Source organism: Phytobacter cepae (genome assembly GCF_054165735.1).
This window is the reverse complement of the sequence record NZ_CM135107.1, coordinates 4957924-4980645: the sequence shown is the minus strand read 5'-3', so window position 1 is coordinate 4980645 and position 22722 is coordinate 4957924. Positions and strand designations below refer to the sequence as shown.

General features: G+C 52.9%; 20 protein-coding genes, 2 tRNA genes and 2 rRNA genes. 17 read left to right on the top strand and 7 right to left on the bottom strand.

The window, feature by feature from the left end:
- Window positions 1-106 precede the first annotated feature (106 nt).
- From ACUY4Q_RS23345 to ACUY4Q_RS23330, 4 genes are all read left to right on the top strand, one after another.
- Window positions 107-3012 (top strand): 23S ribosomal RNA (locus ACUY4Q_RS23345).
- Window positions 3013-3203: 191 nt separating this feature from the next.
- Window positions 3204-3319: ribosomal RNA gene (rrf, locus tag ACUY4Q_RS23340) — 5S ribosomal RNA — on the top strand.
- A gap of 52 nt (window positions 3320-3371) precedes the next feature.
- Window positions 3372-3448: transfer RNA gene (locus tag ACUY4Q_RS23335), tRNA-Asp, on the top strand.
- A gap of 7 nt (window positions 3449-3455) precedes the next feature.
- A tRNA-Trp gene (locus ACUY4Q_RS23330) sits at window positions 3456-3531 on the top strand.
- Between the two features lie 94 nt (window positions 3532-3625).
- Here the strand turns inward: ACUY4Q_RS23330 and hdfR are convergent.
- Window positions 3626-4447: an HTH-type transcriptional regulator HdfR gene (gene hdfR / locus ACUY4Q_RS23325; RefSeq protein ID WP_458044989.1), complete on the bottom strand. Its 822-nt coding sequence runs from the start codon at window positions 4445-4447 to the stop codon at window positions 3626-3628.
- Window positions 4448-4565: 118 nt separating this feature from the next.
- Between hdfR and ACUY4Q_RS23320 the strand changes: the two genes are divergently transcribed.
- Window positions 4566-4904, top strand: a complete 339-nt coding sequence (locus ACUY4Q_RS23320) for a MaoP family protein (RefSeq protein WP_458044988.1) — start codon at window positions 4566-4568, stop codon at window positions 4902-4904.
- 25 nt (window positions 4905-4929) lie between these two features.
- Here the strand turns inward: ACUY4Q_RS23320 and ACUY4Q_RS23315 are convergent, their stop codons facing one another.
- A complete protein-coding gene (locus ACUY4Q_RS23315; RefSeq protein ID WP_458044987.1) occupies window positions 4930-6453 on the bottom strand; it encodes a YifB family Mg chelatase-like AAA ATPase in 1524 nt (507 codons plus the stop codon).
- Between the two features lie 339 nt (window positions 6454-6792).
- Here ACUY4Q_RS23315 and ilvL point away from each other — a divergent pair, with 339 nt between their 5' ends.
- From ilvL to ACUY4Q_RS23275, 8 genes are all read left to right on the top strand, one after another.
- The gene (gene ilvL, locus ACUY4Q_RS23310) at window positions 6793-6891 is read left to right on the top strand and encodes an ilv operon leader peptide (protein ID WP_001311244.1); all 99 of its coding nucleotides are present in this window, start codon (window positions 6793-6795) and stop codon (window positions 6889-6891) included.
- An 86-nt stretch (window positions 6892-6977) separates the two neighbouring features.
- Complete coding sequence (ilvX, locus tag ACUY4Q_RS23305; RefSeq protein ID WP_458047430.1) at window positions 6978-7028, top strand: peptide IlvX; 51 nt, start codon at window positions 6978-6980, stop codon at window positions 7026-7028.
- A gap of 2 nt (window positions 7029-7030) precedes the next feature.
- Window positions 7031-8677 (top strand): acetolactate synthase 2 catalytic subunit, encoded by a 1647-nt coding sequence (ilvG, locus tag ACUY4Q_RS23300; protein ID WP_458044986.1) that lies wholly within the window; start codon window positions 7031-7033, stop codon window positions 8675-8677.
- Window positions 8674-8937, top strand: coding sequence for an acetolactate synthase 2 small subunit (ilvM, locus tag ACUY4Q_RS23295; RefSeq protein WP_458044985.1), 264 nt, complete (start codon window positions 8674-8676; stop codon window positions 8935-8937). Before ilvG ends, ilvM begins: the two co-directional genes overlap by 4 nt.
- 16 nt (window positions 8938-8953) lie before the next feature.
- On the top strand, window positions 8954-9880 hold the full coding sequence (locus ACUY4Q_RS23290; RefSeq protein WP_437433026.1) for a branched-chain amino acid transaminase: 927 nt from the start codon (window positions 8954-8956) through the stop codon (window positions 9878-9880).
- A gap of 63 nt (window positions 9881-9943) precedes the next feature.
- Window positions 9944-11794 (top strand): dihydroxy-acid dehydratase, encoded by a 1851-nt coding sequence (gene ilvD, locus ACUY4Q_RS23285; protein ID WP_458044984.1) that lies wholly within the window; start codon window positions 9944-9946, stop codon window positions 11792-11794.
- Between the two features lie 2 nt (window positions 11795-11796).
- Window positions 11797-13341, top strand: coding sequence for a threonine ammonia-lyase, biosynthetic (gene ilvA / locus ACUY4Q_RS23280; protein ID WP_458047429.1), 1545 nt, complete (start codon window positions 11797-11799; stop codon window positions 13339-13341).
- 165 nt (window positions 13342-13506) lie between these two features.
- The gene (locus ACUY4Q_RS23275) at window positions 13507-14346 is read left to right on the top strand and encodes an ankyrin repeat domain-containing protein (RefSeq protein WP_458044983.1); all 840 of its coding nucleotides are present in this window, start codon (window positions 13507-13509) and stop codon (window positions 14344-14346) included.
- 64 nt (window positions 14347-14410) lie between these two features.
- Here ACUY4Q_RS23275 and ACUY4Q_RS23270 read toward each other — a convergent pair whose 3' ends face one another.
- Together ACUY4Q_RS23270 and ilvY are read right to left on the bottom strand one after the other, a co-directional pair.
- Window positions 14411-14797, bottom strand: a complete 387-nt coding sequence (locus tag ACUY4Q_RS23270) for a hypothetical protein (RefSeq protein WP_458044982.1) — start codon at window positions 14795-14797, stop codon at window positions 14411-14413.
- Window positions 14798-14809: 12 nt separating this feature from the next.
- Window positions 14810-15697, bottom strand: coding sequence for an HTH-type transcriptional activator IlvY (ilvY, locus tag ACUY4Q_RS23265; RefSeq protein WP_458044981.1), 888 nt, complete (start codon window positions 15695-15697; stop codon window positions 14810-14812).
- Between the two features lie 149 nt (window positions 15698-15846).
- Here ilvY and ilvC point away from each other — a divergent pair, with 149 nt between their 5' ends.
- The 3 genes from ilvC (at window position 15847) to ACUY4Q_RS23250 (ending at window position 18324) form a co-directional block, all read left to right on the top strand.
- The gene (gene ilvC, locus ACUY4Q_RS23260) at window positions 15847-17322 is read left to right on the top strand and encodes a ketol-acid reductoisomerase (protein ID WP_458044980.1); all 1476 of its coding nucleotides are present in this window, start codon (window positions 15847-15849) and stop codon (window positions 17320-17322) included.
- 187 nt (window positions 17323-17509) lie between these two features.
- Window positions 17510-17950, top strand: coding sequence for an Rrf2 family transcriptional regulator (locus ACUY4Q_RS23255; RefSeq protein ID WP_458044979.1), 441 nt, complete (start codon window positions 17510-17512; stop codon window positions 17948-17950).
- Window positions 17950-18324 carry a DUF1360 domain-containing protein gene (locus ACUY4Q_RS23250; protein ID WP_458047428.1) on the top strand — a complete coding sequence of 125 codons (375 nt, stop codon included), beginning with the start codon at window positions 17950-17952 and terminating at the stop codon, window positions 18322-18324. The genes ACUY4Q_RS23255 and ACUY4Q_RS23250 overlap by 1 nt, the downstream gene beginning before the upstream one ends.
- 114 nt (window positions 18325-18438) lie before the next feature.
- Here the strand turns inward: ACUY4Q_RS23250 and ppiC (ACUY4Q_RS23245) are convergent, their stop codons facing one another.
- Both ppiC (ACUY4Q_RS23245) and ppiC (ACUY4Q_RS23240) read right to left on the bottom strand, forming a co-directional pair.
- A complete protein-coding gene (gene ppiC, locus ACUY4Q_RS23245) occupies window positions 18439-18720 on the bottom strand; it encodes a peptidylprolyl isomerase PpiC (RefSeq protein WP_039055076.1) in 282 nt (93 codons plus the stop codon).
- Between the two features lie 51 nt (window positions 18721-18771).
- Window positions 18772-19053, bottom strand: a complete 282-nt coding sequence (gene ppiC / locus ACUY4Q_RS23240) for a peptidylprolyl isomerase PpiC (protein WP_458044978.1) — start codon at window positions 19051-19053, stop codon at window positions 18772-18774.
- A 112-nt stretch (window positions 19054-19165) separates the two neighbouring features.
- Between ppiC (ACUY4Q_RS23240) and rep the strand changes: the two genes are divergently transcribed.
- Window positions 19166-21190 (top strand): DNA helicase Rep, encoded by a 2025-nt coding sequence (gene rep, locus ACUY4Q_RS23235; protein ID WP_458047427.1) that lies wholly within the window; start codon window positions 19166-19168, stop codon window positions 21188-21190.
- A 44-nt stretch (window positions 21191-21234) separates the two neighbouring features.
- Here the strand turns inward: rep and gppA are convergent, their stop codons facing one another.
- The gene (gene gppA / locus ACUY4Q_RS23230) at window positions 21235-22719 is read right to left on the bottom strand and encodes a guanosine-5'-triphosphate,3'-diphosphate diphosphatase (protein WP_458044977.1); all 1485 of its coding nucleotides are present in this window, start codon (window positions 22717-22719) and stop codon (window positions 21235-21237) included.
- Between the last annotated feature and the right edge of the window lie 3 nt (window positions 22720-22722).

The following is a 22722-nucleotide window of genomic DNA, read 5'->3' as shown; positions in this document are numbered from 1 at the left end:
CACATCGTGTCTGTTCTCCGTAATAAGAACAGAATGACGGTGTGTTCGAGTCTCTCAAATTTTCACGACACTGAACGGTGTTTTACGAAACATCTTCGGGTTGTGAGGTTAAGCGACTAAGCGTACACGGTGGATGCCCTGGCAGTCAGAGGCGATGAAGGGCGTGCTAATCTGCGATAAGCGTCGGCGAGGTGATATGAACCTTTGACCCGGCGATACCCGAATGGGGAAACCCAGTGTGTTTCGACACACTATCATGTCATGAATACATAGTGGCATGAGGCGAACCGGGGGAACTGAAACATCTAAGTACCCCGAGGAAAAGAAATCAACCGAGATTCCCCCAGTAGCGGCGAGCGAACGGGGAGGAGCCCAGAGTCTGAATCAGCATGTGTGTTAATGGAAGCGTCTGGAAAGTCGCACGATACAGGGTGAAAGTCCCGTACATGAAAGTGCATATGTTGTGAACTCGAAGAGTAGGGCGGGACACGTGGTATCCTGTCTGAATATGGGGGGACCATCCTCCAAGGCTAAATACTCCTGACTGACCGATAGTGAACCAGTACCGTGAGGGAAAGGCGAAAAGAACCCCGGCGAGGGGAGTGAAAAAGAACCTGAAACCGTGTACGTACAAGCAGTGGGAGCACCTTCGTGGTGTGACTGCGTACCTTTTGTATAATGGGTCAGCGACTTATATTCTGTAGCAAGGTTAACCGTATAGGGGAGCCGCAGGGAAACCGAGTCTTAACTGGGCGTTAAGTTGCAGGGTATAGACCCGAAACCCGGTGATCTAGCCATGGGCAGGTTGAAGGTTGGGTAACACTAACTGGAGGACCGAACCGACTAATGTTGAAAAATTAGCGGATGACCTGTGGCTGGGGGTGAAAGGCCAATCAAACCGGGAGATAGCTGGTTCTCCCCGAAAGCTATTTAGGTAGCGCCTCGTGAATTCATCTTCGGGGGTAGAGCACTGTTTCGGCTAGGGGGTCATCCCGACTTACCAACCCGATGCAAACTACGAATACCGAAGAATGTTATCACGGGAGACACACGGCGGGTGCTAACGTCCGTCGTGAAGAGGGAAACAACCCAGACCGCCAGCTAAGGTCCCAAAGTCATGGTTAAGTGGGAAACGATGTGGGAAGGCACAGACAGCCAGGATGTTGGCTTAGAAGCAGCCATCATTTAAAGAAAGCGTAATAGCTCACTGGTCGAGTCGGCCTGCGCGGAAGATGTAACGGGGCTAAACCATGCACCGAAGCTGCGGCAGCGACGCTTATGCGTTGTTGGGTAGGGGAGCGTTCTGTAAGCCGTTGAAGGTGACCTGTGAGGGTTGCTGGAGGTATCAGAAGTGCGAATGCTGACATAAGTAACGATAAAGCGGGTGAAAAGCCCGCTCGCCGGAAGACCAAGGGTTCCTGTCCAACGTTAATCGGGGCAGGGTGAGTCGACCCCTAAGGCGAGGCCGAAAGGCGTAGTCGATGGGAAACAGGTTAATATTCCTGTACTTGGTGTTACTGCGAAGGGGGGACGGAGAAGGCTATGTTAGCCGGGCGACGGTTGTCCCGGTTTAAGCATGTAGGCGGAGGTTCCAGGTAAATCCGGTACCTTTTTAACGCTGAGGTGTGATGACGAGGCACTACGGTGCTGAAGTAACAAATGCCCTGCTTCCAGGAAAAGCCTCTAAGCATCAGGTAACACAAAATCGTACCCCAAACCGACACAGGTGGTCAGGTAGAGAATACCAAGGCGCTTGAGAGAACTCGGGTGAAGGAACTAGGCAAAATGGTGCCGTAACTTCGGGAGAAGGCACGCTGATGGTAGGTGAAGCGACTTGCTCGTGGAGCTGAACTCAGTCGAAGATACCAGCTGGCTGCAACTGTTTATTAAAAACACAGCACTGTGCAAACACGAAAGTGGACGTATACGGTGTGACGCCTGCCCGGTGCCGGAAGGTTAATTGATGGGGTTATCCGTAAGGAGAAGCTCTTGATCGAAGCCCCGGTAAACGGCGGCCGTAACTATAACGGTCCTAAGGTAGCGAAATTCCTTGTCGGGTAAGTTCCGACCTGCACGAATGGCGTAATGATGGCCAGGCTGTCTCCACCCGAGACTCAGTGAAATTGAACTCGCTGTGAAGATGCAGTGTACCCGCGGCAAGACGGAAAGACCCCGTGAACCTTTACTATAGCTTGACACTGAACATTGAGCCTTGATGTGTAGGATAGGTGGGAGGCTTTGAAGCGTGGACGCCAGTCTGCGTGGAGCCAACCTTGAAATACCACCCTTTAATGTTTGATGTTCTAACGTAGACCCGTGATCCGGGTTGCGGACAGTGTCTGGTGGGTAGTTTGACTGGGGCGGTCTCCTCCTAAAGTGTAACGGAGGAGCACGAAGGTTAGCTAATCCTGGTCGGACATCAGGAGGTTAGTGCAATGGCATAAGCTAGCTTGACTGCGAGAGTGACGGCTCGAGCAGGTGCGAAAGCAGGTCATAGTGATCCGGTGGTTCTGAATGGAAGGGCCATCGCTCAACGGATAAAAGGTACTCCGGGGATAACAGGCTGATACCGCCCAAGAGTTCATATCGACGGCGGTGTTTGGCACCTCGATGTCGGCTCATCACATCCTGGGGCTGAAGTAGGTCCCAAGGGTACGGCTGTTCGCCGTTTAAAGTGGTACGCGAGCTGGGTTTAGAACGTCGTGAGACAGTTCGGTCCCTATCTGCCGTGGGCGCTGGAGAATTGAGGGGGGCTGCTCCTAGTACGAGAGGACCGGAGTGGACGCATCACTGGTGTTCGGGTTGTCATGCCAATGGCATTGCCCGGTAGCTAAATGCGGAAAAGATAAGTGCTGAAAGCATCTAAGCACGAAACTTGCCCCGAGATGAGTTCTCCCTGACCCTTTAAGGGTCCTGAAGGAACGTTGAAGACGACGACGTTGATAGGTCGGGTGTGTAAGCGTAGCGATACGTTGAGCTAACCGATACTAATGAACCGTGAGGCTTAACCTTACAACGCCGAAGGTGTTTTGGCGTGATTTGAGAGATTTTCAGCTTAGATTCAGAGTCCGAAGGATTTTGCGCTGAGACAAGGCGGCAAACGCAGTGACGGAAGGAGCATACTGAGGTATGTGACTGACGTTCACAAGAGCAGCCAACGCAGTATCAGCACAAAAGCCACAGGACAGAGCACAAAGAATTTGCCTGGCGGCACTAGCGCGGTGGTCCCACCTGACCCCATGCCGAACTCAGAAGTGAAACGCCGTAGCGCCGATGGTAGTGTGGGGTCTCCCCATGCGAGAGTAGGGAACTGCCAGGCATCAAATTAGCAGTAAACCGGGGCAATAAACCGGTGTGTGACGAAATTCGGTGGAGCGGTAGTTCAGTCGGTTAGAATACCTGCCTGTCACGCAGGGGGTCGCGGGTTCGAGTCCCGTCCGTTCCGCCACCCTATTAGGGGCGTAGTTCAATTGGTAGAGCACCGGTCTCCAAAACCGGGTGTTGGGAGTTCGAGTCTCTCCGCCCCTGCCAGAAATTAAAAATCCTTAGCAAATGCTAAGGATTTTTTTTTGCCTTCTTTACCCCTAATTCCTCCACCCCCGCCATTTTCCACACACGAAAACATTCAATCCATAACAGTCACTTTCAAAAGTTCACGGATTTGGCTCTGTTTATCGCTATTTTGTAACCAAATCGCATAAAGAGGACGAGAAAGCGTTGTGCTATCTGTAACCGGATGCAGGCCACTCTTTTGCTGAACCCATGAAACGGGAAGCCAGGTACATCCATTGAGCAGAGGTAGCTGCTGATGAGCAATTTCCGCCGAACTGGTCGTGAGGGTAGGAACATCATCAACTGCGATCAACTCGGCTTCGTGTTGCTGAAAATCAGGGCCCCATTCTAATCGCAGATAATTGAGCTGAGATTTCGTCTTGTCTGGTGCGGAGCAGTAAAGTCCAAGCGCAAAATGCCCTAACAATTGACTACTAAATTCATCCATTTTCGGCGCTTCGGTGGTGATCAGTAGATCAAGCTGACGCTCATGTAACTGCTTGACCAGAGACTGCCGCTGCGCGATTCGTGCTTCAAACTGCAAATTCTCTTCCAGTTGATACAGCCTTCCCAGCCAACTATTCAACATGCATTCCCAAAGAGAAGCGCTGGCCCCAATGGAAAATTGATTGTGCCTGGAGGTGTGAGCCACATCCTTGCGTGCAGCCTGCCAGGTGCTCATTAAGGTCTCGGCATAGGGCAGCAGTTTCTCTCCGGCAGCCGTCAGGCGAATGTTGTTGCGATGCCGGGTAAAGAGATTTACGCCAAGTTGATTTTCTAACTGACGAATACGAAAGCTTACTGCTGATTGTGTTAAATAAAGTGCTTCAGCGGCACGTCCAAAGTGACGTGTTCGACTGACTTCCAGGAAAGTTTTCAGCAATTCCGTATCCACAGGTTTCTCCGCAAAATTATTTGTCGTAATGATTTAAATCTTTTGTTTTACACTCTGTCAAGCGTAACTAATACTCCGCGCCATAAATAGCTCGGCCAAAGAATTAGGAGCGTGCAGGATGGCGGAAAGCTTTACGACGACTAATCGTTTTTTCGATAACAAACATTATCCGCGCGGGTTTTCCCGTCATGGTGATTTCACCATCAAAGAAGCTCAGTTACTTGAGCGCCACGGTTATGCGTTCAATGAGTTGGATCTCGGAAAGCGTGAGCCAGGTACTGAAGAAGAAACTCATTTTGTCTCCGTATGCCGTGGCGAAAGTGAGCCAAAAACTGAAGCAGAGCGTGTCTGGTGCAAGTATATGGCACGTGTGAAGCGTCCGAAGCGTTTTCATACTCTTTCCGGCGGAAAACCGCAGGTTGAAGGTAACGAAGACTACACGGAATCTGACGATTAACAAAAAGGGGCTCAGGCCCCTTTTTTCATCCCATCATTTTTTGCAGGTGAATGAGTAGCCTGTCGATCGCGCGATAGCTCAATGCTTCTTGCAAATGTGTGCGATGGATTTTTTCCTGCTCTTCAAGATCGGCAATCGTGCGTGCGACTTTCAACAGCCGTTGCCAGGCCCGAATTGAAAGTCCTAACTGCATCAACGTTTCCTCCAGCCAATGTGCATCCTCCGGCATGAGCGAGCAGCACGTTCTCATCTCACTGTTTTCCAGTCGGGCGTTGAGCTTATTCTGCCGATGATACTGACGTGCCTGCGCTCTGGTGACCCGTTCACGGACAAGCGCGCTGCACTCACTCTTGTGTTGTGGCTGACTTAACAAGCCAGGTGGAAGTAATGGGATTTCCAGTGAGATATCAAATCGGTCAAGAAAAGGCCCTGAAAGCCGTCCCAGATAGCGTAGCGTTTGCTCTGGCGTACACCGATTGTGGTTCCCCTGATAGTGCCCCGTGGGGCTGGGATTCATGGCGGCGATAAGCTGAAAACGTGCGGGGTAGCTGACTTTCGCGCGCGTTCGGGAAATGTGTATTTGGCCTGATTCTATCGGTTCGCGCAGGGCGTCAAGAACCCGGCGTTCAAACTCAGGTAGTTCATCCAGAAAGAGTACACCATTATGAGCCAGAGAGATTTCACCTGGCGCGGGTATTGAACCTCCCCCAACCATTGCCGTCAGTGAAGCGCTGTGGTGAGGTGCGCGAAAGGGTCTTTGACGCCATTTTTTTGCAATGCTGGCAGAGTTCACCAGACTAAGAATTGCTGCACTCTCCAGCGCCTCCTGATTGTTTAAAGAGGGGAGTAGTGGTCCCAGGCGGCTGGCCAGCATCGTTTTTCCGGTGCCGGGTGGGCCGATCAACAGCAGATTGTGTCCTCCGGCGGCCGTGATTTCCAGCGCACGTTTGCCCTGTTCCTGACCAATCACATCACTTAAATCATCCTGCGTACTTTCCAGCACTGGCTGCAGGGCAAACGAAGGTGGCTGCAATGTATGTTTGCCCTCAAGAAAAGCACACACTTCCTGTAAATGGCGGGCAACGAGGCAATCCTCTGTTTCTGCAAGGCTCACTTCCGCCTCGTTTTCTTGCGCCACGATGATACGTCTGCCCGCTTTAATTGCTTCGACAGTGCTTGATATCGCACCGGGAACGCCCCGTAACGCGCCTGTAAGGGCCAGTTCACCCACAAACTCAAACTGGGCCAGATGATGCGCATTGAGCTGCTCAGAGGCGGCGAGAAGCGCGATAGCGATAGGTAAATCGTATCGCCCACCCTCCTTCGGCAAATCTGCCGGTGCGAGATTAATGGTGATTTTTTTAGCCGGAAATTCGTAGCCGCTATTGATGATTGCGCTACGTACGCGATCGCGTGCTTCTTTAACGGTGGTTTCTGGTAGACCGACCATGGTCAAACCCGGAAGGCCGTTGCTGATGTGAACTTCAACAGTAATGAGCGGCGCAGAGACCCCTAATGCTGCTCGCGTGTAGATAACCGATAGCGCCATGACCCCTCCTTGTAAAACAAAATTATGCACCGCTCGTGAAGGGATAAGAGGGATGAAATAGTGAGTATGCGAAACGCCTTCCAGGTTGATTTACAGTTGCATCAACATTTTCAATACTCTTGAAGCCTCTTCGCATTTAATGGCGTTCCACGCGGTGGCCGTCATGGGCATAAAAGAATGAAGAAAATTCATTTTTAATTTTCTTTATGTAAAACAACGTGTTTCATAGAGATAATTTGTATTTGGTTAAAGTGCGTCATAAATTTTTCTTGTGTCACGTCTCATATCTGTGATAACTCTTTAGGTATTCCTTCGAACTGAAGACCGAAATTAACGAAAATGACAGCCCTTCTACGAGTGATTAGCCTGGTCGTGATTAGCGTGGTGGTGATTATTATCCCACCGTGCGGGGCTGCACTTGGACGAGGAAAGGCTTAAAAATCAAGCCTTAACGAACTAAGACCCCCGCACCGAAAGGTCCGGGGGTTTTTTTATGACCTGAAAACATAAGCGAGGAGCAGAGAATGATTATTAGCACAAAATTCTGTTTCTCTCGATTTACGGCGGGGAACTAACTATGAATGGGGCGCAGTGGGTGGTACATGCGTTGCGGGCACAACAGGTCGATACCGTCTTCGGGTATCCGGGTGGCGCCATCATGCCTGTGTACGATGCGTTATATGATGGAGGCGTAGAGCACTTGTTGTGTCGACATGAACAGGGCGCAGCCATGGCAGCCATTGGCTATGCGCGTTCAACCGGTAAAACGGGAGTCTGCATTGCGACTTCTGGGCCTGGCGCGACTAACTTGATCACCGGCCTTGCTGATGCGCTGCTGGATTCCGTTCCTGTTGTTGCCATCACCGGCCAGGTTTCTGCCCCGTTCATAGGTACCGATGCGTTTCAGGAAGTGGACGTTCTTGGTTTGTCGCTGGCCTGTACCAAACATAGTTTTCTGGTGCAGTCGCTGGAAGAGCTGCCGCGTGTTATGGCGCAAGCTTTCCAGGTGGCAAACTCAGGCCGCCCTGGTCCCGTGCTGGTTGATATTCCTAAAGATATTCAGTTAGCTTCCGGCGATTTAGAGCCTTATTTCTCTACGGTTGAAGATGAGTTCTCTTTTCCGCATGAAGACGTAGCACAGGCGAGCGAGATGCTGGCCCAGGCCAAAAAACCGATGCTGTATGTCGGTGGCGGCGTTGGGATGGCGCAGGCGGTTCCTGCATTGCGTGAATTTCTGGCTGTCACCCAAATGCCAGTGACCTGTACGCTGAAAGGTCTCGGTGCCGTTGAAGAGTACTACCCCTGGTATCTGGGCATGCTGGGGATGCATGGCACCAAAGCAGCAAACCTGGCGGTACAGGAATGTGATCTGCTGATTGCCGTTGGCGCACGCTTTGACGATCGCGTGACCGGCAAGCTGAACACCTTTGCCCCGCATGCAAAAGTTATCCATATGGATATCGACCCGGCGGAAATGAACAAACTGCGTCAGGCGCATGTCAGCTTGCAGGGCGACCTCAATGCGCTCTTGCCTGCATTGCAGCAGACGTTAGCCATCAATGAATGGCGCCAGTTTAATGCCGATATGCGTACCGAGTTTGCGTGGCGTTATGACCATCCGGGTGACGCAATTTATGCCCCCCTGTTGTTAAAACAATTGTCAGATCGTAAGCCTGCCGACAGCGTGGTGACTACCGATGTGGGCCAGCACCAGATGTGGTCAGCGCAGCACATGACCTACACGCGCCCGGAGAATTTCATCACATCCAGTGGCTTAGGCACGATGGGCTTCGGCCTGCCAGCTGCTGTAGGCGCGCAGGTGGCACGCCCGGATGATACGGTTATCTGTATCTCCGGTGACGGCTCCTTCATGATGAATGTACAGGAGCTCGGCACCGTTAAACGCAAGCAGTTACCGCTGAAAATCGTGTTACTGGACAATCAGCGCTTAGGCATGGTTCGTCAGTGGCAGCAGTTATTTTTCAATGAGCGTTACAGCGAAACCACCCTGACCGATAACCCCGATTTCCTCGTTCTGGCCAGCGCCTTCGGCATTCCCGGTCAGCACATCACCCGTAAAGACCAGGTTGAAGCGGCACTCGACACCATGTTGTCCTGCGAGGGGCCTTACCTGCTTCATGTCTCAATCGACGAGCTTGAGAATGTCTGGCCGTTGGTACCGCCCGGTGCCAGTAATGCAGAAATGCTGGAGAAATTATCATGATGCAACATCAGGTCGCCGTGCAGGCTCGTTTGAACCCGGAAACGTTAGAACGTGTCTTACGTGTAGTGCGCCATCGTGGCTTTCAGGTTTGTGCGATGAACATGGAAACCACCACCGACGCTCAGAATATAAATATTGAATTGACCGTTGCCAGTCCTCGCCCCGTCGAATTACTGTTTAGCCAGCTAAGTAAACTGATCGACGTCGCCCGGGTTGATATCCAGCAATGCACAACATCATCACAACAGATTCGCGCTTGAGCGCAAAGGAATGAAAATGACGAAGAAAGCTGATTACATTTGGTTCAATGGCGAGATGGTTCCGTGGGGAGAAGCGAAGGTCCACGTCATGTCTCATGCGCTGCACTACGGTACCTCGGTGTTTGAAGGCATTCGTTGCTACGACTCGCACAAAGGACCCGTGGTGTTCCGTCATCGTGAACATATGCAGCGTCTGCGTGATTCCGCAAAAATCTATCGTTTCCCGGTTTCTCAGAGCGTGGATGAATTAATGGAAGCCTGCCGCCAGGTGATCCGCAAAAACAACCTGACCAGCGCCTATATTCGTCCGCTGGTGTTTGTCGGTGATGTGGGTATGGGCGTGAATCCGCCGGAAGGATACACCACCGATGTGATCATCGCCGCTTTCCCGTGGGGGGCGTACCTCGGTGCAGAAGCGCTGGATCAGGGGATTGATGCGATGGTTTCTTCCTGGAACCGCGTCGCGCCGAACACCATCCCGACTGCGGCAAAAGCGGGTGGTAACTATCTCTCCTCTCTGCTGGTGGGTAGTGAAGCTCGCCGCCACGGTTATCAGGAGGGTATTGCGCTGGATGTGAATGGCTATATTTCAGAAGGGGCCGGTGAAAACCTGTTCGAAGTGAAAGATGGCGTGCTGTTCACACCGCCATTTACCTCTTCCGCCCTGCCGGGTATTACCCGTGATGCGATTATCAAACTGGCGCAGGATCTGGGCCTGGAAGTCCGTGAGCAGACGCTCTCCCGCGAATCTCTGTATCTGGCTGATGAAGTGTTCATGTCCGGCACGGCGGCAGAAATTACGCCGGTTCGTAGCGTCGATGGTATTCAGGTGGGCGAGGGTCGTTGTGGCCCGGTCACCAAACGTATTCAGCAAGCATTCTTTGGCCTCTTTACCGGTGAAACCGAAGATAAATGGGGCTGGTTGGATTCAGTAAACCAATAAAAAATTCATATTTCCCCCAATAATCGACGTTGCCGGGGAAAGACAGACGGGAGTAAACAGAGCATGCCTAAGTACCGTTCCGCCACCACCACCCATGGCCGTAATATGGCGGGTGCCCGCGCGCTGTGGCGCGCCACCGGAATGACAGACGCTGATTTCGGCAAACCGATCATTGCTGTCGTAAACTCGTTTACCCAGTTCGTGCCAGGGCACGTGCACCTGCGCGATCTCGGTAAGCTGGTTGCTGAGCAGATCGAAGCCTCCGGCGGCGTGGCGAAAGAGTTCAATACCATCGCTGTGGATGATGGGATTGCCATGGGCCACGGGGGCATGCTTTATTCGCTGCCATCGCGCGAGCTGATCGCCGATTCCGTTGAATACATGGTCAACGCCCACTGCGCAGATGCGATGGTCTGTATCTCTAACTGCGACAAAATCACCCCGGGAATGTTGATGGCCTCTCTGCGCCTGAACATTCCGGTGATCTTTGTTTCCGGTGGCCCAATGGAGGCGGGTAAAACCAAGCTTTCTGACAAAATCATCAAGCTGGATCTCGTCGATGCGATGATTCAGGGCGCTGACCCGAAAGTGTCTGACGATCAGAGCGATCAGATTGAGCGTTCCGCCTGCCCGACCTGCGGTTCCTGCTCTGGTATGTTCACTGCAAACTCCATGAACTGTCTGACCGAAGCACTGGGCCTTTCTCAGCCGGGTAACGGCTCACTGCTGGCCACGCATGCCGATCGTAAGCAGCTGTTTTTGAATGCGGGCAAACGCATCGTTGAACTGACGAAACGTTATTACGAGCAGGATGATGCCAGCGCGCTGCCACGTAATATCGCTAACAAATCCGCATTCGAAAACGCCATGACGCTGGATATCGCCATGGGCGGTTCCACTAACACCGTTCTGCACCTGCTGGCTGCCGCCCAGGAAGCTGAAATCGACTTCACCATGAGTGATATCGATAAGCTGTCCCGCAAAGTACCGCAGCTGTGTAAAGTCGCGCCGAGTACGCAGAAATATCACATGGAAGATGTGCACCGTGCAGGTGGCGTATTAGGCATTCTTGGTGAACTGGATCGCGCCGGTCTGCTGAACCGCGAAGTCAAAAACGTATTGGGTCTGACGCTGCCGCAGTCGCTTGAGCAATATGATGTGATGCTGACCCAGGACGAAGCGGTGAAAAAAATGTTCCGCGCCGGACCTGCGGGTATCCGCACAACGCAGGCGTTTTCGCAGGATTGCCGCTGGGATTCACTGGATGATGACCGTGCGGAAGGGTGTATTCGCTCTCTGGAGCATGCCTACAGCAAAGACGGCGGCCTGGCCGTGCTGTACGGTAACTTCGCCGAGAATGGCTGTATCGTTAAAACCGCGGGTGTGGATGACAGCATCCTGAAATTCACCGGCCCGGCAAAAGTGTACGAAAGCCAGGATGACGCGGTGGAAGCGATCCTCGGCGGCAAAGTGGTCGCTGGTGATGTGGTTGTGATTCGCTACGAAGGGCCGAAAGGCGGGCCGGGGATGCAGGAGATGCTCTATCCGACCACCTTCCTGAAATCGATGGGCCTTGGCAAAGCCTGTGCGCTGGTGACTGATGGGCGTTTCTCTGGCGGCACATCGGGCCTCTCTATTGGCCACGTCTCTCCGGAAGCGGCGAGCGGCGGCAACATTGCCATCATCGAAGATGGTGACATGATCGCGATTGATATCCCGAACCGTGGCATTCAACTGCAACTGAGCGATGCCGAAATTGCGGCACGTCGTGAAGCTCAGGATGCCCGCGGCGCCGAAGCCTGGACACCGAAATCGCGTGAGCGCCAGGTCTCCTTCGCGCTGCGTGCTTACGCCAGCCTCGCCACCAGTGCAGACAAAGGCGCTGTACGCGATAAATCTAAACTCGGGGGCTAATGATGGCTGAGTCGCAACCCCTATCCGCCGCCCCTGAGGGGGCGGAGTATCTGCGTGCCGTGTTACGCGCTCCGGTATACGAAGCCGTGCAGGTCACGCCGCTACAGAAGATGGAAAAACTCTCTTCTCGCCTCGACAACGTCATTCTGGTCAAGCGTGAAGACAGGCAGCCCGTGCACAGCTTTAAACTGCGTGGCGCTTACGCCATGATGGCGGGTTTAACGGCTGAGCAGAAAGCACGGGGTGTCATCACGGCATCGGCAGGTAACCATGCGCAGGGCGTGGCCTATTCCTCCGCCCGTCTTGGGGTGAAAGCCCTGATTGTGATGCCAACTGCGACGGCAGATATCAAAGTCGATGCGGTACGCGGTTTCGGCGGTGAAGTGCTGCTGCATGGTGCCAACTTCGATGAGGCCAAAGCCAAAGCGCTTGAGCTTTCTGCACAACAGGGTTTTACCTGGGTGCCACCGTTTGACCATCCGATGGTGATTGCCGGGCAGGGGACGCTGGCGCTGGAACTTCTCCAGCAGGATGCCCACATTGACCGCGTGTTTGTGCCGGTTGGCGGCGGTGGTCTGGCGGCGGGCGTTGCCGTGCTTATCAAACAGTTGATGCCGCAAATCAAAGTGATTGCCGTTGAGGCTGAAGATTCTGCCTGCCTGAAGGCGGCGCTGGATGCCGGTCATCCGGTGGATCTTCCGCGGGTTGGCCTGTTTGCTGAAGGTGTGGCGGTTAAGCGCATTGGCGATGAAACTTTCCGTCTGTGTCAGGAGTATATCGACGACATCATCACCGTCGACAGCGACGCTATTTGCGCAGCCATGAAAGACCTGTTCGAAGACGTGCGTGCGGTGGCTGAACCCTCTGGCGCACTGGCGCTGGCAGGAATGAAAAAGTATGTCGCTCAGCATAAGATCCGTGGCGAACGTCTGGCACATGTCCTGTCCGGTGCGAATGTGAATTTCCACGGGCTGCGTTACGTTTCCGAACGTTGTGAGCTGGGTGAACAACGCGAAGCGCTGTTAGCGGTGACGATCCCTGAAGAACAAGGCAGCTTCCTGAAATTCTGTCAGCTACTGGGTGGGCGTTCAGTTACCGAGTTCAACTACCGCTTTGCAGATGCCAAAGAAGCCTGCATTTTTGTTGGGGTACGCTTAAGTCGGGGGCTGGAAGAGCGCAAAGAGATCCTGCAGCTCCTGAACGACGGCGGCTACAGCGTGGTGGATCTGTCTGACGACGAAATGGCGAAGCTGCATGTTCGCTATATGGTCGGTGGGCGCCCGTCAAAACCGCTTAAAGAACGGTTATTCAGCTTTGAGTTCCCGGAGTCACCGGGCGCGCTGCTGAAATTCCTGCATACGCTCGGTACGCACTGGAATATCTCGTTGTTCCACTATCGTAGCCACGGCACCGATTATGGTCGCGTACTGGCAGCCTTCGAACTGGGTGAGCATGAGCCGGATTTCGAAACCCGGCTCAATGAACTGGGTTATGACTGCCACGATGAGACCCATAATCCGGCGTTCCGCTTCTTTCTTGCGGGCTAAAATGTAAAGGTCAGGAAAACAAGGCACGATTCATCGTGCCTTGTCTGTTTCAGAAACCCGGCGGTGTAAAGCGGTCGTCCTGGCCGCCGTTTAGTCATTGCTGACGGTGACGACGCGGAAACGGACAGATCCAATGGATGCGTACTTTTTTACAGGGCCAGTAAAATGAAAGCTGATAAGTCGTTACTCTATGCCTGCGTCATTAATGATTTACCTTTGATTAAAGAAAGGGTTAGCAATGCCTCACCCGCCCAGCTTAATAAGCGCACTCAACAAGACGGCACGCCACTTCATGCGGCTTCCTTACATGAAAACAGGGAGGCGGTCGAACTTCTCTTAGCCGCAGGCGCAGATATCGAAGCGGGTAACTTTTTAGGTAATAACGCGATGTTAACCTGTATTGCCGAAGGCAAATTAGCCATGGCCAGGTACCTCATTGAGAAGGGGTCAGACATCAATAAAAAAGGCTGTCAGAGCCGACATGCGCTCAACCAGCTTATTTGCTATTCATGGGATCGTGATTTCGCTCATTACCTGTTGAGCCAGGGGTGCGATATCAATCAAACCTCGCGGGATAAGTATGATTTACTGAATATCGCTGCCTGCAACAACAATACCGACGCGCTTGATTTCCTGCTCTCCAATGGCATCAATCAGACGGGCATTCATTCCGCGTTATGTTGGGGAATACTGAAAAATTCTGTGGAAGCCGTATCGCTATTGCTGCAACGCGGTGCCAGCCTGACCGTGATGTATCCTGAACTCAAAGGCCTGGAAAAAGGTGTCTATCATCAGGCCGCGGTGAAAGAGAGCGGTGAAGCGATGCTGGCACTACTGTCAGATGCGGGCATTGATTTCAGTTTGCCGCCTGAGCGCGCCGTGGTGGTGGGTCTGGAGAAAACAAAGTTAAGCCCGCTTGAGTACGCTAAAGCGCAGTTAACGGCCTGGCCGCAGTCTCTCTGGCTTAATCATAATATTAAGATGATGGCTAGCCAGTCTACGTAGGCCAGGCGCCACAACCTGCTCACTGGGGAACACGCCTCTGTTTCTGATCTGCTCCCCAGCGCCTTTATTTCATGACCGTCTCACGCACGTATTTATCCAGCGCCTTCGACTCATAAAACGTCATGCATTGCGCCAGCACATTGTTCGCTTTTCCACTTTCATCTTTCAGCGAAAGGGTCAGCTTATCGAAATCTTTGGTCTCTCTGGTAACAAATGCCTGGAACGCATCCCAAAGGCCTGCATTGCCCAGCGCATAACTTTCTACCAGAAATGAGGCATCGTGAGCGGGGGCAGAAAAGGTATCTGCAGGGGTAAGATCGCGGTAGTTCTGCAACAGGCACTGTTTTAAGGCCAGATGTTTTACATCCTGGACGGTCACGCCCTTAGGTTTCGCCTGTACACCAACGCACATTGCCATCAACACAATGAGCAGAGCAGGTCTGGTACGCATAGTCTCTCCTTATCAACCCTGAACAATTTTCCAGAACGCATCAATCAGCGGCTCATGCAGCCGTTTTTTCTGTACGCAGACGCCAAGCTCAAACGGCGATTCCGCATCGTTGCGTTCCAGAATCATCACACGATTACGCACGGGTTCCGGGCTGTTTTCCAGTACCACTTCTGGTAGTAGCGCGACGCCGCAACCGAGCGCGACCATAGATACCATCGCCTCATGCCCACCCACCGTCGCGTAAATCAAAGGGTTACTGATTTTGTGACGACGAAACCAGAGCTCAATACGGCGGCGCACCGGCCCCTGATCGGCCATGATAAACGGTACGGAAGACCAGTCCGGTTCCGCATGAGAGACCTGATTTCGTACCGGACAGGGCAGAGCAGGCGCAATCAGCACAACGGCTAAATTCTCCAGAATGGCGAATGCCACCGCACCGGGCAAGGTTTCTGGCTTCCCGGCAATCGCCAGATCGGCTTCGCCTGAGACAACTTTTTCCATTGCATCAGCGGCATCGCCGGTGGTGAGCTTGATCTCAACGGAGGGATGTTCAGCCCTGAAGCGATCAAGGATCGGCGGCAGGTGGCTGTATGCGGCGGTAACGGAGCAAAACAGATGCAATTCGCCGGAAAGCGAGGGACCTTTTTGATCCATCGTATGGCGAAGCTGCTGATACTGCATCAGCGTATGCTGGGCAAAGATACGGAGTTCTTCACCTGCTTCGGTGAGCGTCACGGTGCGGTTATCGCGGATGAATAACGGCTGACCCAGGTCCTCTTCCAGACGTTGGATCTGGCGGGAGAGCGTCGAGGGGCTCACGTGCATTGCACGGGCGCTGCGGCCAAAATGACGGCTCTCTGCGAGGTGCAAAAAGGTTTTAAGATCGCGTAAATCCACAGCCCGCTCCTGATTTATTTACGTTGCAGAATTTGCAATGTGACGTTGTGAATATATCAATTTCCGCAATAAATTTCCTGTCATATAGTAAGTTCATTCTCGCATATGCGAACCGAACAATAAGCACGACACATCAACGAGGTTTCACCATGGCTAACTACTTTAATACATTGAATCTGCGCCAGCAGCTGGCTCAGCTGGGTAAATGTCGCTTTATGGCGCGTGATGAATTTGCCGATGGCGCAAGCTACCTGCAAGGTAAAAAAGTGGTCATCGTGGGTTGTGGCGCACAGGGTCTGAACCAGGGTCTGAACATGCGTGACTCTGGTCTGGATATCTCCTACGCACTGCGTAAAGAAGCCATTGCCGAGAAACGTGCTTCATGGCGTAAAGCGACCGAAAACGGTTTTAAAGTGGGGACCTACGAAGAGCTGGTTCCGCAAGCCGATCTGGTGGTTAACCTGACGCCGGACAAACAGCACTCCGATGTTGTACGTTCCGTTCAGCCGCTGATGAAAGATGGCGCGGCGCTGGGTTACTCCCACGGCTTCAACATTGTAGAAGTGGGCGAGCAGATTCGTAAAGACATCACTGTGGTGATGGTTGCGCCAAAATGTCCGGGTACAGAAGTCCGTGAAGAGTACAAACGTGGTTTCGGTGTACCGACCCTGATTGCCGTTCACCCGGAAAACGATCCGAAAGGCGAAGGCATGGCGATTGCGAAGGCCTGGGCAGCAGCAACCGGTGGTCATCGTGCAGGTGTTCTGGAATCTTCCTTCGTTGCAGAAGTGAAATCTGACCTGATGGGTGAGCAGACTATCCTGTGTGGCATGCTGCAGGCGGGCTCGCTGCTGTGCTTCGATAAGCTGGTGGAAGAGGGTACCGACCCGGCATATGCAGAAAAACTGATTCAGTTCGGTTGGGAAACCATCACCGAAGCGCTGAAACAGGGTGGCATTACGCTGATGATGGATCGTCTGTCCAACCCGGCAAAACTGCGCGCCTATGCGCTGTCTGAGCAACTGAAAGGCATCATGGCCCCGCTGTTCCAGAAACATATGGATGACATTATCTCCGGCGAATTCTCTTCCGGCATGATGGCTGACTGGGCAAACGACGACAAAAACCTGCTGACCTGGCGTGAAGAGACCGGTAAAACCGCGTTCGAAACCGCTGCCCAGTTCGAGGGTAAAATCGGCGAGCAGGAGTACTTCGACAAAGGCGTTCTGATGATTGCGATGGTGAAAGCAGGCGTTGAGCTGGCCTTCGAAACCATGGTCGATTCCGGCATCATCGAAGAGTCCGCTTACTATGAATCCCTGCACGAACTGCCGCTGATCGCGAACACCATCGCCCGTAAGCGTCTGTACGAAATGAACGTGGTTATCTCCGATACCGCTGAATATGGCAACTACCTGTTCTCCTACGCATGCGTACCGCTGCTGAAAGAGTTCATGACTACCCTGCAGACTGGCGATTTGGGCAAAGCCATTGCAGAAGGTTCTGTAGACAACGCGCAGCTGCGTGATGTTAACGAAGCTATTCAGGCTCACCCTATCGAGGCTGTAGGTAAGAAACTGCGTGGCTATATGACCGATATGAAACGTATCGCTGTCGCAGGCTAATCAAGCGTCGGGTCGCTTTTTGCCGACCTGACCTGCCGCTCCCTCCGGCTTAAAAACCTGACGTGCACAAATGCCGTCAGGTTTTTTTATCTATATAATCCATTAGATCAACAAGATAGTTATCTTCCGCCACGAGTTTTCACTGGCGTTATTGTTATTTAGACTCTTATGTAATATCGTAAGTTACATGAAAATAAATAACTCATTCTCCGCAACGCTTCACATCCTGCTGCATATGGAGCAGGCCGATAAACCCATGACCTCGGAGCAGATGGCCGCCTTTATTGACGGTAATCCTGCATTCATCCGTAAGCTGCTCGCTGGCCTTCGGGAAAGCCAGATCGTCTGTGCCATAAAAGGGCACCACGGCGGCTGGCGGCTTTGTCGTCCTGCCAACGAAGTCACGCTCCACGATATTTACGTCGCGTTAGGCGAACCCGCGCTGTTTGCGCTGGGGAATCGAAGCGAGAACCCGGCATGCCTGGTAGAACAAGGGGTAAACCGGATGATGTCATCTACGCTTGCCGATGCTGAGACATTGATCCTGGCGCGTTTCAAGGGGCTGACGCTGCAGGACATTGGTGTGGAATTTATGTCTTATTTCAACGAGAAGGGTCACGAATCATGATGTCTGAATTTCTAGCCGATGTAACCACTTGCCTGATGATCGCTCTGGCAGCCAGCAGCATCTCAATGACGATAACGCAAACAGAACTGTTCGCTGCGTTTCGCGAGTGGACGACCAAAAAGAACGCAATGATGGGGCATCTTTTCCAGTGCTTTTACTGTATGAGCCACTGGGTGGTGTTTGGTGGGATGCTGGTTTACCGCCCGGCGTTATTACACAGCGGTTTTGCATTTATCGACTGGGTGATGACCGCTTTTATCACCATCACGCTGGCCACATTGATTAACGGACTGATGTTCAAAGTATTCCAGGCGGCCGTCAGCACACATGTGATGAAACATAACGCTCAACAGATGCTGCAATCGCAGAAATAAAAAAACTGGCGTCGCTGGCTAATTACAAAGCACGCTGGTGCCTTCATCCCGGCCCTCTCCCGGTGGGAGAGGGTGCAAACACTAAACGCCTTCTCCTGGAGAAGGCGTTGCTGTTTATTTCCGGTACAGCACTTTAATGATGTGGTAGCCGAACTGGGTATGCAGCGGGCCGGTTGGCTCCAGTTCCGGGCAGGAGAAGACGACTTTATCGAAAGCCGGGACCATTTGACCCTGACGGAACTCGCCTAAATGGCCGCCTTTTTTACCTGACGGGCAGGTGGAATGTTTCTTCGCCAGCTTCTCAAAGTCGCCGCCGTTTTTCAGTTGTTCGAGAAGATCGAGTGCCAGTTTCTCTTCTTTCACCAGGATATGCATTGCTGCCGCTGTTTTTGCCATGATCGCGCCTTAAATAAATGGGGATAAATCAGGCCGCAATAGTAGCATGCGTTAGCGACGATACAGCACCTTGATAATGTGGTAACCAAACTTGGTTTTCACCGGACCAAAAGGGGTGAGCAGCGGACAACTGAACACCGCCTTATCGAAGGGGCCAACCATGACTCCCTGCTTAAACTCACCAAGATCGCCACCGTTGCGTGCAGATGGACAAGTAGAATGACGTTTTGCCAGATAATCAAAGCTTGAACCTTTTTCCAGTTTCGCCAGGATCTCCTGCGCCAGTTTTTCGGTTTTCACCAGGATATGCAGTGCTGCTGCGGTCTTCGCCATTTGTTTGGCCCTGTGAGGTATTCATGTCGCCACACTTTACCATCCGCAGGTAAATCTCCCTTCGGCTTTCTGCTACAATCCTCCCCCCGTTCGAAGATTGAGCAATATGTCCATGCGTCTTAACCCTGGCCAACAACAAGCCGTAGAATTTGTAACTGGTCCTTGCCTGGTGCTGGCGGGGGCTGGCTCCGGTAAAACCCGTGTTATCACTAACAAAATCGCCCATTTGATCCGCGAGTGCGGATATCAGGCTCGCCACATCGCTGCGGTGACATTTACCAACAAAGCGGCGCGCGAGATGAAAGAGCGTGTCGGGCAGACGTTGGGGCGTAAAGAGGCGCGGGGTTTGATGATTTCAACGTTCCATACTTTGGGGCTGGATATTATCAAACGTGAGTTTGCCGCGCTGGGGATGAAATCCAACTTTTCACTGTTCGATGACACCGATCAGGTCGCGTTACTTAAGGATCTGACTGAAGGGTTGATCGACGATGACAAAGTGGTATTGCAGCAATTGATCTCAACGATCTCAAACTGGAAAAACGATCTTCTGACGCCTCCCCAGGCGGCAGCACGCGCCAGTGGCGAGCGGGATCGCATATTTGCCCACTGTTACAGCCTTTACGATGCCCACCTGAAAGCCTGTAATGTGCTCGACTTTGACGATCTGATTTTGCTGCCAACCTTACTGCTGCAACGTAATGAAGAGGTGCGCGAGCGCTGGCAAAACAAAATTCGCTATCTGCTGGTGGATGAGTACCAGGATACCAACACCAGTCAGTATGAGCTGGTCAGATTATTGGTAGGGCAGCGGGCGCGTTTCACCGTCGTGGGTGACGACGATCAGTCGATTTACTCCTGGCGTGGCGCGCGTCCACAAAACCTGGTACTGCTGAATGAAGATTTTCCGGCCTTGCAGGTCATCAAGCTTGAGCAGAACTACCGCTCCTCAGGGCGTATTCTGAAAGCCGCAAACATTCTGATTGCCAATAACCCCCATGTGTTTGAAAAGCGCCTTTTCTCTGAGCTGGGCTATGGTGCTGAACTGAAAGTGCTGAGCGCAAACAATGAAGAGCACGAAGCGGAACGCGTCACCGGCGAATTGATTGCCCATCACTTTATCAACAAGACGGAATACAAGGACTACGCCATCCTGTACCGTGGGAACCATCAGTCCCGCGTGTTCGAAAAATTCCTGATGCAAAACCGCATTCCTTATCGTATTTCCGGCGGGACATCTTTCTTCTCACGCCCCGAAATTAAAGACTTGCTGGCGTACTTACGGATCCTGACCAATCAGGATGATGACAGCGCTTTTTTACGCATTGTGAACACCCCTAAACGTGAAATCGGCTCGGCGACGCTGCAAAAGCTGGGTGAATGGGCGATGGTTCGTAATAAGAGTCTGTTCGCGGCCAGCTTCGATGTGGGGCTAAATCAGACGCTCACCGGTCGTGGCTATGAATCATTAACGCGTTTTACCCATTGGCTGGGAGAAATTCAGCGACTGGCAGAACGTGAGCCTATCTCAGCGGTACGCGATCTCATTCATGGCATCGATTACGAATCCTGGCTTTACGAAACCTCACCCAGCCCGAAAGCCGCTGAAATGCGAATGAAGAACGTCAACACGCTCTTTTCCTGGATGACAGAAATGCTGGAGGGGGATGAGCTCAATGACCCGATGGCGCTGGACCAGGTGGTGACGCGTTTTACGTTGCGCGACATGATGGAGCGGGGTGAGAGCAATGAAGACCTGGATCAGGTGCAGTTGATGACCCTGCATGCCTCGAAAGGTCTGGAGTTCCCCTATGTCTTTATGGTGGGCATGGAAGAGGGCTTCCTTCCGCATCAGAGCAGTATTGATGAAGATAACATCGACGAGGAGCGCCGACTGGCTTATGTCGGTATCACCCGTGCGCAAAAAGAGCTGACCTTTACGTTGTGTAAAGAGCGACGTCAGTACGGGGAGCTGATGCGCCCTGAGCCGAGCCGCTTCCTGCTTGAATTGCCCCAGGATGATGTTATCTGGGAACAGGAACGTAAGGTCATTACCGCCGAAGAAAGGATGCACAAGGGGCAGGCTAACGTCGCCAACATTAAGGCCATGCTGGAAAGGGCGAAAGGGAAAGCGTAGGAGTGAGCGTTGCCCGGCACAAGGAACAGGCCGGGCACATCGATTTACAGCACCGCGAGCGGCCAGTGAACATAACTTTGCCACTGGCTTTCCTGCTCAATCAGCTCCGCACCCAGCGGATGACACGCCAGCCAATCCTGTGGCAAGCGCAGCGTCAGCTTTTCTCCTTCGGCCGTGAGCGTGATAGCCGGCAGCAAATCGTCACGACGACGACTGGCAAAAATAATCGCCAGGCGCAGCAAACGACAAAGGTGTTCTGCAACGCGCGGCGGAACGGCGTTCTGCTGATGTAACGAGGAGAGATCGACCGTATTCGTCTGGTTTAACAGCAAGGTGGCCAGCAGTTTTTTCTGCGCAGGTGTAAAACCGGGCAAATCCAGATTTCTCACCAGCCAGGCCGCATGTAACGGTGCCTGCTTGAACTCAATGCTTAAACCGATTTCGTGTAATTCACTGGCGACCTGCAGAATTTCGATGCTGTATGCATCCAGATCCCAGGCGGCAGATACGCTGTCTGCGAACAGGGCGGCCAGAGTAGAGACGCGGCGTGCCTGATCGGTATCAATAATAAAACGGCGTTGAATATTGCGCAGCGTGCGGCTGCGAATGTCCTGATCGACGGTCAGATGTAACATCCCATAGACCAGCCCTTCGCGAAGCGCACCGCCCGCCAGGGTCATACTCTGAATGTTCATTTCAGTGAAAATGGCAATCAGAATGGCAAGGCCGCTTGGGAAAACCAGCGCACGTTCCAGCGTCAGGCCTTCAATCTCAAGCTCTTCCAGGCGACCGCATTGAATCGCCCGCTGCTTTAACTGCTGAAGTTTAACGAGGGTGATGCGCTCATCCATGCCCTGCGCCATCATGATTTCCTGCAGCGCCTGAACGGTGCCGGAAGCGCCGACGCAAACCTGCCAGCCATGACGGTGCAGTTCAGCAGCCACCGGGCGAAGCACTTCGCGCGCCGCCTGCTCTGCGGCAGCGAAATTTTCCTGCCCCAGATTACGATCGGTAAAGAATCGCTCAAGCCAGGTAACACATCCCATAGAGAGACTGAAAAGGGAGGTGGCCTGTGCGCCAGTCCCAGTGACCAGTTCGGTGCTGGCGCCACCTATGTCGACAACCAGACGGCGGTCAGAGCCTCCGGTGGTATGGGCAACACCCTGATAGATCAACCGGGCTTCTTCTTCACCGCTGATCACCTGGACCGGGCAGCCGAGAATTTGCTGGGCTTTGGCGATAAATTCGCTCGCGTTCACCGCCAGGCGCAATGTTGCGGTAGCGACTACACGAATTTGAGCGGAGGGAATATCCTGCAAGCGTTCTGAAAACAAACGCAGACACTGCCAGCCGCGCTCCATGGCTTCCTGCGACAGAACATTTTCGCGGCTCAAACCCGCCGCAAGGCGCACTTTGCGCTTCACGCGGGTCAGCGTTTGAATACTGCCTGCCACCTCGCGAACAACCAGCATATGAAAACTGTTTGAGCCTAAATCAATAGCGGCATAAAGCGAGGCGGAAGCGAGCATGTT